The organism is Taibaiella koreensis (genome assembly GCF_003545715.1).
Classification (GTDB): Bacteria; Bacteroidota; Bacteroidia; order Chitinophagales; family Chitinophagaceae; genus Taibaiella; species Taibaiella koreensis.
Genome location: NZ_QVNU01000004.1, coordinates 596,578 through 609,878 on the forward strand (window position 1 = coordinate 596,578; position 13,301 = coordinate 609,878).

The window sequence follows — 13,301 nt, forward strand, 5'->3', positions numbered from 1 at the left end:
ACCAAATACCATGTCTGTAGTCCTCATTACCGGTGGTACCGGCACTGTAGGCCGGCGATTGACGAGTCTGCTTGTCAGCAAAGGATACCAGGTCATTGTCCTGAGCCGGGGCGACGGGGAAAACCGGGTACCGGGTATCCGCTATGCGCGCTGGGATATAGAGCGGGGCGAGATAGACCAGGATGCCATCGCCGACAGCGATTATGTGATCCACCTGGCCGGGGCAGGCGTAGCCGAAAAACGATGGACACAGGCCCGGAAGCAGGTAATCCTGGACAGCAGGACGCATAGCAGCCGGCTCCTGGCCGATGCCCTTAAAGCCATTCCGAATCGTGTCAAAGCCGTTATTTCGGCGTCGGCATCGGGTTATTACGGCGCCGATACTTTACTTTCCCTCAACGATGGCTTTACCTGGGACGATCCGCCGGCCGACGATTTCCTGGCGCAGGTATGCCGGCAATGGGAAGAAAGTATTGCTCCCGTAAAGGACCTGGGCAAAAGGCTGGTGATCCTGCGCACGGGTATTGTGCTCAGCCGCGATGGGGGCGCCCTTAAGGAGTTCGTACGTCCGCTCCGCTTTCGCGTCGCCGCAATATTGGGCAGTGGCAGGCAAATCGTGAGCTGGATCCATGAAGACGATCTGTGCCGCATGTACCTCCACGCCCTGGAAAACGAGGCTGCAGAAGATGCTTACAATGCAGTAGCGCCCCACCCCGTTACCAACAGGCAGTTGGTAACGGCCCTCGCAAAAGCAAAAGGCGGCTTCTATATTCCGCTACAGGTACCCGCCTTCGCCCTGCGGCTGGCCCTCGGCGAAATGGCCACAGAAGTACTGAAAAGCGCCCGTCTCAGCAGCGACAGGATCGAAGAAGAAGGCTTTACCTTTGCCTATCCCGACATCGCCGCTGCAGCAGCCGAACTGTTGGGCAGGCGTTGACACCAATCCCCTTTGCCATGATCTATTTCCCTGGCCTGGACGTTGAAAAAAGCCGGCAGCGGCGTTGGCTTGAAAGAAAAGCCTCTCTGATCCGATCATAACAGCCGCCAGAAGTATCATAAATTCACTATCATTTATGAAAAAAATATTGCTACTATTTGTTTCATTGCTGTTTATTGTACCAGGAGACGCGCAAACCTACAGCTCAATAATATCAGATAAAGAGATTTACGAATTCCTCAATTGGCTTAGCAGGTCTGAGGAAAAACACGCAGAAGAACCTTTTCTTAAACGGAAGCAAATTCATAATAGGATGCTACAGTGGGATACGTCCAATTTTATAAATAGGATTAATAAGAATACAGGAGCATCGAGCCATCTATACTTATTCGGTAAGGCCAGGCTTCTGATACCATATTCAAGGCCGATGACCAGGCATATTTATTCCTTCAATATACAGCTATTAGGGATAGTGTTTGGCACAAGGCATTTAAAAATACCAATCTATTAAAGGATAAAAAGCAAAAACAAATCAATAGATATTTTTACGCTGTTCCACTTTTCTCTAAAGATAAAATGCATGTCATTGTTTACAAAATGTACTATTGTGGTAGTCTGTGTGCCTATTTCGGTTATTACATTTACCAAAAAGTAACTAATAAGACCTGGAAATCGATAGCCTGTATTCACTGTGGAATAAGCTAAAGCAAAAACATCGCCGCTGCAGCAGCCGAACTGTTGGGCAGGCATTGACACCAATCCCCTTTGCCATGATCTATTTCCCCGGCCTGGACGTTCAAAAAAGCCGGCAGCGGCGTTGGCTCACCTACAAAGAATCCATAGGTAGCCGCCTGGAACGCTATGCTGTCTATTTGATATTCACCTTCCAGCTCCTTTGCTTGACGCTTATCTTCAACGGTCTGGATGCCGGCAATTCCAATGACCTCTTCCTGATGTGGTTCCTTATGCCACTCTTGATGCTGCTGGCCCTGTACATCCTCGTGTTAAAAGCGCTTGAAAAATTCCTGAAAAAGCGGACAACAGTTTGCAGCAAAAAGGAAAACAAAACGCTGCTGCAACAATTGGCAACCAGGAGGAGATGGCAGACCCGGCGGCTATCGGGCGACTGCCTCATCTATACCACCTCCGAGCACAACTTTTCCTATAATGTCTCGACCATTATGGTCTTCCTGGTAGAAGATGGCCGTATTCTGTATTCTCTTTTTCGGAAACGTCCCAGGTTGGATATTCCCTCACTCTTCGAGATATGGCTGCTCCGTTACGATATGAGAATGCTTTCCCGTGAAGCAATGAAAGCAAACCTGCAGGCGTTATAAAATACACTAAGACTGCCCTGCCTGAGCCAGATAAGCGCCGGCTTTAAGTTTGGCTTCGATACTATAAACGCCAGCAGCTTTGCCTACTGGGATCATAAGATCTCCACCGGACCAATACCCGGCCGGACAAACTATTTAACCGCAACCTGAAATCACAATACAATGCGCCGATACCTTATTGCAGCAGCAGCCTTTATCTTTTCCCTTCCTACCTTTGCGCAGAAGGCCTATGAAGCCGTTTACTACCGGGGAAAGACCCAGAATATAGGTGTTCGGTTTACCTTAGGCGCCGGCTACCTGCCCGCCTGTGAAATCGAAACGACCGATCTCAAAACCCATAAAACCTCCACCTTCCTGCCGGAAATCGGGGTGCCTGATGAGAAAAAGCAAATGAAGTTTTACCATTTCAGCGCTTCACAAAAAGCCTTCAGCGACTACTTCATCATTGACGGCATAGAAGAGGGCTATGATGAAGTGCCGGCTAAGCTCTACGGGAGGTATTACTTTAACGGCAAGGCTTATCCACTTACGCTAAAGCGGAAATAAATTCTTTAAAGATGCTTATTAAAAAAGTGATCCCCTTACTACCGCTATTCCTGCTCTGGATGGGTAGTATAGCGCTGCAGGCACAAACGGGCAAAGCAAAGCTGCTGCCCGAAACAGCCAACCAGGAAGACCTGCCGGCCAATGAGTACCTGCAGCAAAAGCTGCAGCCTATTCGCGACAACTTTAAGCGGATCAACAGCACGACCCGCTGGAGCCGCATCAAAAAGATAGACCTTCCCCAGACGGGCGAAGGCGGCATAGCCACCTTTTATTACCAGAAGGGTAAGCTGGAAAAGATCGTGAGCCGGCAGTTTGGCGAGACCTTCCAGCAACTTAACGAATACTATCTGCTGAACGGACAATTATCCTTTGTGCTGGAACGTTATTACCGTTATAACAGGCCTATTTATTATGATTCTACAGCCATGAAGGCAGCAAACGATACAGAAGCCTTTGCCATCGACAGCTCGGAGATCGAAGAAGATCGCAGCTATTTCGAGCGAGGCACACTCCTCCACCTGGTCAACAACCAGGATTGCGGCGCACCCTTTGCCGCCGACTATTTAAAGGAAGAGCAGCAGCGGATCCTGGCCGACTATAAACGCCTTCGTCAATTGAAATAAATATGACCGGGACAGCGACTGCCAAGCTTGGTCTTGCGCTCATGGCCGGCTTTATGCTGGCCACCGTTGCCGGCACCTTAAGCCACGAAGGCGGTCATTACCTGGTGACCCGTAGCCTGGGCTACCGGGCATCGATCAATTACCAAGCTACAATGTGGTACCCGGGACAAAAATTTCGGGACAAAGATCTGCTACCCATTGTATGGGGCGGCCCCTTACAAACCATGTTCACAGGTACCCTGGGCTTTCTGCTTCTGTGGCGCTACCGGCGATCCTTTCATCCCGGGAAGCCGCTGAATTTCGGGCAATGGCTCCTGATCTTTATCAGCCTTTTCTGGCTCAGGCAGCCTGCCAACCTGGCCATGGGCATAGGCATATGGCTGCTCACAGGCCGTATGCCTCATAGCGGCGACGAAACCCGTCTGGCAGTCTATCATCACTGGCCTCCTGGCGCTGTTGCCTGGCCTTCCGCGCTCATTGGTATCGCAGTATTGTTTGTGGTTATCTTCCGGTTCGTTCCGCGCGGTCAGCGTATCCTGTTTATGATTGCAGGGCTGTTGGGCGGTTGCGCCGGCTATATCCTGTGGTTTCACTATCTTGGTCCTATCCTGATGCCCTAGTATGGAAACAAATAGTAGCGAAAATGTCGACCTGTTGCTGCGCATCGATCCGCATGGCTGGAGCAGCTGTACTTTTTTACAGAAAGGCCATATCGTAACGCTCAGCGCTTCTTTTCTCTTCGGAGATCCTTTCGAAATACTTATTACGGCATTGTCACAGTTGGATAGCGGCAGCCCCGAGGCAAGCTTCGACTGGTACGATGAGCCGGGTGGCTACAGGTTTACCTTCCGCAAGCTAACATCCAATGAACGTATCAGCCTGCAGATCGATCGCTTCGATGAAAGCTATGGCTACAACCCTCAACCCAGGGATCGCATACTGGAGGCTACGCTGCCTTTGTCCTATTGGATCGTATTATATTATCTGCAGCTGAAGAAGCTGGCCTGCCTGTTGCAGGACCGGACATACGCACAGAACAGGCAGGTGTTTCCCTTTAAGCTTTTCCGGTCCTTTGAAGCTTTGGTGCTGCATCGCTATTTCCGGTAATTATCTGCAGCACCGGCGATACCCCGGACAAGTTGTCCCCCACTTTTATTCCCCGTTCAAAATAGGGTTGTGTGAATGATTATTTTCTCTAATTTGTGTAGCAAATCCAAACCACAACCCTATGCTACCACTAAGATTACAGCAGATTAAACAGCTGCTGGAAGAAAAACAAGAACCATTGGCCCCATCCGGCGGCAACGAAGCCCTGGCGCAGCAAGCGCTATCTGAGGAAGAAAGGGAGCTGCTTGCGGAGCTGGCTTTCCTCGATGCCAGCGAAAGCATTCAGCTTACGCTAAGAGATGATTACAATGAGGCGCTTTACGGGAAACCCTTATCCAGAAGCGCTCTGGCAGGGATCATCCTGGCGCCCACCCCGGGACAGTGCCCTGCCTGCGGCCGTAAGTTTAACGTTCAAAGCACTTAAACTATGGCAAAAGGAAACTACATCGTCAGCGCGACAGAAGAACGGAATGATATTGTATTCTCCCCGGCCCCCGATGCCGAAGATCCCATCCCCTCAGACCAGCAGGACCTGATGTTCCAGGTAGGCAGCGTACTGGAGGTGGTAAAACAGCTCTATCAACAAAATGACCAGGCCTCTTTCTCCAATTATTTTAACCAATTGCTCAGCCTGGCGCAGGTAGGCCTCGTAGGCGCCAACAGCCAACCGGCCCTGGCCCTGAGGGCTCTGGAGCAGATCAAGGCAGAGATCGTTAACCGGGAGAGCGGCAAAAAGAAGAACGGCTACCTGCGGAAGCTGGGCAAGCTGGCGCTGCTGGCAGGCCTGCCGCCCTTATTGATCGGCTGCTGCTTTAACTATTTCATCTGCAGGGACGACAATTCGTTGCCTGGCTGCCTCAATTTCAGCTACGCAGCAGCATTGCTGGTATTATGGTCGGGTTGTATGATGGGCGTATGGCTTTCGTTTGCTATTACCCGTACCGTACTCAGCTTCGACGAATTGGTGATCATTGAAAAGGATCGCCTGGAGCCGGGCCTTAGACTTATCTTTACCGGGCTTCTTTCCCTGGTTTTTGGCCTGCTGTTCATCCGTAAGGCGATCGTTGTCAGCCTGGGCGATATCAGCTCGGTCAATATGGCAAAAGATTGCCTTACCGCATTTATCATGGGCGTCCTGCTTGGCCTCAACGAAAAGATCATTGGCAATTCACTGACCAGGAAGACTTCAGGCATCTTTGATAAATAGCCCTTAACTGCGCTCTTTTGATGAGCCTCGGACAATCAAGCCAGGTGTTTTTGGGGGGAGAAAATAAATGCCATGAATGCAAATATCCTGTTATCAGTTCATGCAAGGATTTCACTGAAAAAAATTTTCAGTAGCATTCGGGACATTTGGGTTTCAATAAACTTGGAACCATATGAAAAAGAAAAAATTGGATTTAGGCAAAAAGCTGATGCTCAACAAGGAGAAGATCACCGCAATTTCCAATCCCGGAGGAATTGCCGGCGGATCTACAGACAAGTTTCACGCCTGTAATTTCACCATGCAACAGTCCTGCCAGGTTTGTATTACGGTAGGCGGCGGAGACACCTGCCGTGACAATATGTGCGGCCTTGGCCCATCGGGTGTAAGCTGTGTATACGGGCCCGGCTGCGCATCGGGCACACCCGACTGCACCGTTGGCTATCCCTGCCGCGAAGTGATAACAGACGTTATCCGGTGCCATTAAAGACATATTGTACAGCGTCACAGAGTCACCTGTTATCCGGGTGGCTCTTTCTATTTCAAAGGCAGCAGGAGATAAAGACGTTGCCGGCAGGGACTGCCTGGCCTTCCGCAGATATCGGTATTGCAGAATTATTTGTGGTTCTCTTCCGGTTCATTCCGCGTGGTCAGCGTATCTTGTTTATGATTGCAGGGCGGCTGGGCGGTTGCGCGGGCCAAATCCTGTGGTTTCACTATCTTGGCCTTATCCTGATGCCCTAAGGCGTGGCTCCCTTAATTTCCCTGGCTATCTATAATCATTCTTAAAGCGGTTCGGTTACCCGTGCTTGCAGACTTTCTATGACGGCTATAAGCCAACATCACAGTTAATCCGGGAGGCGTCTCCGTTTCCCTCTTACAATAGCCTTACCACAAGCTTTACGCATTCAATAAGCCTATCCATTTATCCCGCAGCCATACCGCCGGTTTCTCGATCATATACCGGAACAGTACACCTGCCGCCAGGCAGCACAGCAGGCAAAGGAGCAGTGAAAAATTACTTCCGGGGTCCATGCCCACCTGGTCCAGGAAATTCTGGACCAGGTGAATAACACCTTTGTGCGTCAGGTATACCGAGTAAGATAAGCTTGCCAGCTGAGCCGTAATCCATGAACGATAGCGGAACAGAAAAGTAGAAGGCGATACTGCGGCCAGTACCAGGCAACCGAAGCCCAGGGCAACCGCGCTGAAACCAGCTATGGAGGCAGTAAATGTATAAGGATCCAGGCATAGCCGGAAGGCTGCAGCCAATACCACTATTCCCGCAAGCAGGAAGAAGTTCCCGTAGCGGCTAAGCCTGCTCAACAGAGGCTCTTTGTACACGTACAAGAAAGCCAGCATTACTCCCAGCACAATCCCATCCAGCCTGGTATAGGTCGGGTAATAAATCCAACGGTACCAGGTTAGCCAGAAACGGTCACTGTCCAGATCAGGCCTAACAAACACATTCCAGGACAAGTACCGTAGCAGCATGACGAGGAGCAATAAAAAAAAGGCAATGCCCGGGACGAAACGGATAGCTTTTACCTTATTCAAGAACAGCAGGCAAAAGGGCAGCGTGAGGTAAAACTGCTCTTCGATACACAACGACCAGGCGTGGGAAAAGGTACCTTTATGTATCACATCCAAACCGAAGTTTTGCGTAAAGGATAGGAACTTCCACAAAGGCGCCAGGGCTTCCCGCTCGCGGAAAGCCGGTACAAGAAAGTACAGTCCCACCACAACGAGGTAAGGCGGAAGGATCCGGAAAAGGCGTTTCAGAAAGAAATCTTTCTTTGCGATCGTGCCGCTGTACTTCAACTGCCGGAAAAGCTGCCCCGCTATCAGCCAGCCGCTAAGCACGAAGAAGAGGTCGACGCCCATCCAACCCCATTGCCCAACGGTATCGACCCATGCCGGATGGCTAAAGGCCCTGTAATGGAACAGCAGGACCATAACGATGGCCAGGGCCCTTAAATGATCGAGGCCATAAAAGCGTTGCGGCAAGCGACTTTCCATAAGATCGGGTAATCCAGTGCGGCAAATGTGCGGTATTCCGGGTAAATAGGCAAACCGTAAATAAAGAAAAACGCGCCTTTTCAAAAAATACCGGGAAACAGGGTGGATGGCTCAGGAAATACGAGGCATTCGTATCTTTATCGCTATGAAAACGCAGGAGCATTCGGTGCTAAAAGGCCTCAAAACATGGCTGCGAAAAGGATTTGGCGTGGAAACCTTTGTTTACTACACCCAACAGCCCATGGCAGCATTAAAGGCGGCTATCCAAGACGTACTTGATGCCTCTGGAAGCTTTAGCCTTTCCCTGAAGCTTTCGGGCACATTCCTCTCCGATCATGAATTTGAACTGTCGGCCACCCGTAACATCTTTTTTGTCCTGACAAAGCCCGACATGCACGAACGGCAATTAGCTTATGTATATGGCAAGCTTTTCACAGATGACCAAAACAGGACTGCCGTGTGGCTGGCCGTGCGTCCCAATGCCCCTATCCCACCCGCACTGGCATTGCTTTTTCCGTTCGTCTGGCTGGCTGGCATGCTTCTTTTATTCCATACAGCCTGGAAGGCGCCCTTTAGTATCGTCCTCTGCCTGGCGCTTGCGGGTTTTCCCCTGCTTCTTTTGCACATAGCAATAACAAGCTATGCCAAGCGTCGATTGAGGGAAAGGGTTGTCCGCACCTTCAATCTTCAGCCGGTGGATCAGCCCAATGAACAATAGTGTAGCTTCACAAATCTCATTACAAGCAAATAAAATTTACTGGCTATCCGGATAAAGGAAATGAAGTTCTGTAGTCTATAAATATCAGTTAGCACGGTTTGCTTACTCGTCTCTTTTATTTGGTGTCAATATCTTCTTCTTTTTTGCTCCGCCAAAAAAGAAGCAAAAAAGGCGGCAAAAAAACAATGCTCCGCTGTTTTTTTGTGGCCGGCGCACCCGGGCTTAAAAACAGGTATCAACTTTAATGCAGCATTGCCGGGCATATGACCATAGATCAACCTTCTAATGATTAACCAAAATGATCATTTTTTCATCGTTCCTATTTTGGGACTGGTTTCCCCATACTTTAATTTTACGCTTGCATCTCAATGCAAATACTGTATTGCAATTCGAAGCGACAAAGGATTTTGCCTTTTTGATTTTTGCCTTTTGATTTTTGAATTTTGATTTTCAACCATTGAATTCCCATAAAAAGAATAAGCCCGGCACCGCCGGGCTTATTCTTTTTATGGGAGACGATTCTTACTCTTTCGTCTCTGTTTTTTCTTTCTTGTCTTTGCCTTTGGATACGCTGAAGACGATCTTCTCCTGGGCCTTATCGTAGTCGGCGATCGCTTTATCCCCTTCCTTGATGTTGTGGTTCAGGATTTCTTCGGCCAGCGGGTCTTCCAGGTATTTCTGTATGGCCCTGTGTAGCGGACGGGCGCCAAACTGCTGATCATAGCCTTTCTCGGCAATGAACTTACGCGCTTCAGCCGTCAGCTCCAGGGTAAAGCCCAAAGTATTCATCCGTTTCAGCACATCCTTCATAATGATGTCGATAATCTCGTTGATATGCTCTTCGTTCAGTTGGTTGAAGATAACCACATCATCGATACGGTTGAGGAACTCGGGGCTGAAGGTACGTTTCAGGGCCCTTTCGATTACCGCACGGTTATTCTCTTCGGAAGAGGATATCTTGGTTGCGGTAGCGAAGCCTACACCGTCGCCGAAGTCTTTCAACTGGCGGGCGCCGATATTGGAGGTCATGATAATGATGGAGTTTTTGAAATCCACCTTACGACCCAGGCCATCGGTCAGCTGGCCATCGTCAAGTACCTGCAGCAGGATATTGAAGATATCGGGATGCGCTTTTTCAATCTCGTCGAGCAGCACTACGGAGTAGGGTTTGCGGCGTACTTTTTCGGTAAGCTGTCCGCCTTCTTCGTAACCTACATAGCCCGGAGGCGCGCCAATGAGGCGGCTCAGCGAGAATTTCTCCATGTATTCGCTCATATCCACGCGGATAAGGGCATCTTCACTGTCGAACAGGTAGCGGGCCAGCGATTTGGCCAGCTCAGTCTTACCCACCCCGGTAGGTCCGAGGAAGATGAAGGAGCCGATCGGCTTTTTAGGATCTTTCAGGCCCACACGGTTACGCTGGATGGCTTTTACGGTTTTGGCAATGGCATCGTCCTGGCCTACCACCATACCCCGCAGATCGTCGCCCATGCGGCGCAGCTTCTCGCTCTCGGCTTCCACCATACGCATTACCGGTATGCCGGTCATCATGCTCACTACCTCGGCGATATCTTCTTCGTGAATAGGATAGCGTTTATGCTTCACCTCTTCTTCCCACTCGTTCTTGGCTTTTTCCAACTCTTCGCCCAGGCGCTTTTCTTTATCGCGCAGGGAAGCGGCTTCTTCAAAGCGTTGGCTCTTCACCACTTTATTTTTCTCCAGTTTAATATCCTCGATCTTTTTTTCCAGGTCCAGGATATTTTTGGGGACATTAATGTTTTTGAGGTGCACGCGGGCGCCCACTTCGTCCATTACGTCGATGGCCTTATCGGGCAGCAGGCGGTCGGTCATATAGCGGTCGCTCAACTTCACGCAGGCTTCCACGGCTTCCTTATCATAGGTCACATTGTGGAACTCTTCGTACTTGGGACGGATGTTGTTGAGAATGGTAATGGCTTCGTCCACGCTGGGCGGCTCTACCAGCACTTTCTGGAAGCGGCGGTCAAGCGCGCCATCCTTTTCGATGTACATACGGTACTCGTCCAGGGTAGAGGCGCCGATACATTGCAATTCGCCACGGCTCAATGCCGGCTTGAAGATGTTGGAAGCGTCGAGCGAACCAGAAGCGCCACCGGCACCTACAATAGTGTGGATCTCATCGATGAACAGAATCACATCGCGGTTCTTTTCCAGCTCATTCATGATGGCTTTCATCCTTTCTTCAAACTGGCCCCGGTACTTGGTGCCGGCTACCAGCGCAGCCAGGTCGAGGCTGATCACGCGTTTGTCGAACAGGATACGTGATACTTTACGCTGCACGATGCGCAAGGCCAGGCCTTCCACGATGGCCGTCTTACCCACACCGGGTTCGCCGATGAGGATAGGATTGTTCTTTTTACGGCGCGACAGGATCTGCGATACACGCTCTATTTCCTGTTCGCGGCCTACGATGGGATCCAGGTTGCCCAGCTCGGCCATGCGGGTAATATCGCGACCGAAATTGTCCAGCACAGGCGTTTTGGATTTTACGTTACCGGCAGCTGCACCACCCTGGCGCTGGCGCTGCTGGTATTGACGGCGTTCTTCGTCGTCAAACTCTTCGGAGCCGGGATCATTGGTATATTCGGCTCCCGGGGTTTCGCCCTGGAGTATGCTCAGTTCGCTTTTGAAGCGATCGTAATCCACCTCATAATGATTCAGGATCTGAGCGGCGGGATTTTCTTTATTTTTCAAAATAGAAAGCATTAAATGTTCAGACTCCACAGTACGGCTCTTGAGCGTTTTGGCTTCCAATACCGTAATGCGTATAACTTTTTCGGCCTGGCGGGTCAGGGGCAGGCTGTTGAGGTTGGCGATGGTGCGGCTTCCTTTGTCCTTGATCACCACTTCCACTTCTTTGCGCAGATCGAACAGGTCGATCTTCATCGACTGCAGGATGCGCATAGCGAGGCTTTCTCCTTCCCTGATAAGACCCAGCAATAAATGTTCCGTTCCTATGAAGTCATTCCCCAGGCGCAAAGCCTCTTCGCGGCTGTAAGAAATGATCTCCTTAACTTTCGGTGAGAAATTAGAATCCATGAGGATAATCGAGATTAAATTGTTTGCTTTCAAAGATAACTGCTGCGTACCAACATAAAAATGACTGATTTGTTGCCAACTACGCAGCGGTTATTTTCCGTCATTGGTAATAACCCAAAGATATTTTCTTTTTAAACGGCAAACGGTTGTTATTATTGAATGCTAAGTTAGATAAAATTGATCATTATTGAACGTCGAAACTTCGTCTGAAGGAAGAGGGGCTGCGGTTTCCCGATTTCCGCATTTTTAGATTACATTTGAACCTTTTATCATCGGAAAAGTCAAAATACCAATAACAATCAACAGTAAAATGGAATTCAAAATTGATACCAAACCAACTTACACTGTAATTACGCCGGATTCGGGTGATTTAAGTGTAAATTTGGCAGAGGTAATACGACAAAAGGTAGGAGAAGCGACAGAAGCGGGCAGTCATAATTTCGTGATCGACTTACAGCACATCGGCAATATGGACATGGCGGCAGGCGATGTACTGCTGGAATTGCACAATACCGTCTACAACCGGGGCGGCTCTCTGGTATTCACCTCACCCGAAGATGTGGTAATGCAGACCCTTAAAAAAGGCCAGTACCACCTGAGTCTCAATATTACGCCTACGCTGGTGGAGGCGATCGACATTATCAGTATGGAAGTACTGGAGCGCGACCTGCTGGGTGAATCCTGAGGTTGCTGCCAATTGAATGCGCATGAATATTAAAGTAACCATTCTCGGTAATAACTCTGCATTGCCGGCTTACGACCGGCATCCTACGGCCCAGGTGGTCGATATACGGGAACAGCAGTTCCTGGTCGATTGCGGCGAGGGCACCCAGAGCCAGATGCAGCGGTTTAACATCAGGCGCCGGCGAATCAACTATATTTTCATCAGCCATTTGCATGGCGATCACTATTTCGGCCTTATGGGCCTGCTCACGAGTATGGGCCTTGTGGGGCGTACCAATGAGCTGCATTTGTTCGGACCGCCTCCGCTGAAAGAGATCGTTGATCTGCAGCTGGCAGTTGCCGGTACAGTGCTGCCCTACCCCATCGTGTTTACCCCGGTAACGGAAGGCATGGCGCGGGTGCTGGTCGATACACAGCATTATGCGGTACATTGCTTCCCGGTTGAGCATCGCATAGCCTGTCACGGCTTTGTATTTACGGCCAAAAGCGGTGGCCGCCGATTGCTGCCCGAAAAATGCCGCGAGCAGGAAATCCCTGCGGCTTTTTACCCTTACCTGAAGCAGGGCGACGATTACCTGCGCCGCGACGGCCTGCTGATCCGCAATGATGAGGTAACGGAACCCGGTCCGCCCGACAAACACTATGCTTATTGCGCCGATACGCTCTATACGCACTCTTTCCTTCATCATATTGCCGGTGCCGATGCGGTATACCACGAAAGTACCTACCTCGACGACCAGCGCGAACGGGCCCGGGAGCGCTTCCACAGTACAGCTGCGCAAGCGGCTGAGCTGGCTAAGGCCGCCGGGGCCAGGCGCCTGCTGCTGGGCCATTTTTCATCGAAATACCAGGACCTTACCGCCTTTTATACGGAAGCCAGCGCTATTTTTCCCGATGTGGAGGTTACCATAGAAGGTACGACCTATGAGATTTGATGTGGGTATTGGGTAGTGAGTATTGAGATTTGCGTATTGAGATTTGTTAGTTGGCAATTGGCAGTTGGCAATGAGCAGCCAGGAGTGAATTTTGAATTTTGAATTTTATCCCA

14 protein-coding genes are annotated in these 13,301 nt (G+C 50.1%); 12 read left to right on the plus strand and 2 right to left on the minus strand.

The window, feature by feature from the left end; genetic code table 11:
- Positions 1-10: 10 nt before the first annotated feature.
- From DZK30_RS16290 to DZK30_RS16340, 9 genes are all read left to right on the plus strand, one after another.
- Positions 11-937 (plus strand): TIGR01777 family oxidoreductase, encoded by a 927-nt coding sequence (locus DZK30_RS16290; RefSeq protein WP_118975192.1) that lies wholly within the window; start codon positions 11-13, stop codon positions 935-937.
- 770 nt (positions 938-1,707) lie between these two features.
- Positions 1,708-2,274 (plus strand): hypothetical protein, encoded by a 567-nt coding sequence (locus DZK30_RS16305; RefSeq protein WP_118975195.1) that lies wholly within the window; start codon positions 1,708-1,710, stop codon positions 2,272-2,274.
- Between the two features lie 162 nt (positions 2,275-2,436).
- Positions 2,437-2,820 (plus strand): hypothetical protein, encoded by a 384-nt coding sequence (locus DZK30_RS16310; RefSeq protein ID WP_118975196.1) that lies wholly within the window; start codon positions 2,437-2,439, stop codon positions 2,818-2,820.
- 11 nt (positions 2,821-2,831) lie between these two features.
- The gene (locus DZK30_RS16315; RefSeq protein ID WP_118975197.1) at positions 2,832-3,443 is read left to right on the plus strand and encodes a hypothetical protein; all 612 of its coding nucleotides are present in this window, start codon (positions 2,832-2,834) and stop codon (positions 3,441-3,443) included.
- Between the two features lie 2 nt (positions 3,444-3,445).
- Complete coding sequence (locus tag DZK30_RS16320; RefSeq protein ID WP_118975198.1) at positions 3,446-4,063, plus strand: hypothetical protein; 618 nt, start codon at positions 3,446-3,448, stop codon at positions 4,061-4,063.
- A 1-nt stretch (position 4,064) separates the two neighbouring features.
- Positions 4,065-4,550 (plus strand): hypothetical protein, encoded by a 486-nt coding sequence (locus tag DZK30_RS16325; protein ID WP_118975199.1) that lies wholly within the window; start codon positions 4,065-4,067, stop codon positions 4,548-4,550.
- Between the two features lie 121 nt (positions 4,551-4,671).
- On the plus strand, positions 4,672-4,974 hold the full coding sequence (locus DZK30_RS16330; RefSeq protein WP_118975200.1) for a hypothetical protein: 303 nt from the start codon (positions 4,672-4,674) through the stop codon (positions 4,972-4,974).
- Positions 4,975-4,977: 3 nt separating this feature from the next.
- Positions 4,978-5,757: a hypothetical protein gene (locus tag DZK30_RS16335; protein ID WP_118975201.1), complete on the plus strand. Its 780-nt coding sequence runs from the start codon at positions 4,978-4,980 to the stop codon at positions 5,755-5,757.
- Between the two features lie 172 nt (positions 5,758-5,929).
- Positions 5,930-6,241 (plus strand): hypothetical protein, encoded by a 312-nt coding sequence (locus tag DZK30_RS16340; RefSeq protein ID WP_118975202.1) that lies wholly within the window; start codon positions 5,930-5,932, stop codon positions 6,239-6,241.
- A gap of 413 nt (positions 6,242-6,654) precedes the next feature.
- Here DZK30_RS16340 and DZK30_RS16345 read toward each other — a convergent pair whose 3' ends face one another.
- Positions 6,655-7,773: an acyltransferase family protein gene (locus DZK30_RS16345; protein WP_118975203.1), complete on the minus strand. Its 1,119-nt coding sequence runs from the start codon at positions 7,771-7,773 to the stop codon at positions 6,655-6,657.
- Positions 7,774-7,879: 106 nt separating this feature from the next.
- On the opposite strand from DZK30_RS16345, the gene DZK30_RS16350 reads away from it, so the two are divergent.
- Positions 7,880-8,491, plus strand: coding sequence for a hypothetical protein (locus DZK30_RS16350; protein ID WP_118975204.1), 612 nt, complete (start codon positions 7,880-7,882; stop codon positions 8,489-8,491).
- Between the two features lie 522 nt (positions 8,492-9,013).
- Here the strand turns inward: DZK30_RS16350 and DZK30_RS16355 are convergent.
- Positions 9,014-11,569, minus strand: coding sequence for an ATP-dependent Clp protease ATP-binding subunit (locus tag DZK30_RS16355; RefSeq protein WP_118975205.1), 2,556 nt, complete (start codon positions 11,567-11,569; stop codon positions 9,014-9,016).
- A gap of 310 nt (positions 11,570-11,879) precedes the next feature.
- On the opposite strand from DZK30_RS16355, the gene DZK30_RS16360 reads away from it, so the two are divergent.
- Together DZK30_RS16360 and DZK30_RS16365 are read left to right on the plus strand one after the other, a co-directional pair.
- Positions 11,880-12,254, plus strand: coding sequence for an STAS domain-containing protein (locus DZK30_RS16360; protein ID WP_118975206.1), 375 nt, complete (start codon positions 11,880-11,882; stop codon positions 12,252-12,254).
- 22 nt (positions 12,255-12,276) lie between these two features.
- The gene (locus DZK30_RS16365; protein ID WP_118975207.1) at positions 12,277-13,188 is read left to right on the plus strand and encodes a ribonuclease Z; all 912 of its coding nucleotides are present in this window, start codon (positions 12,277-12,279) and stop codon (positions 13,186-13,188) included.
- Positions 13,189-13,301 lie beyond the last annotated feature (113 nt).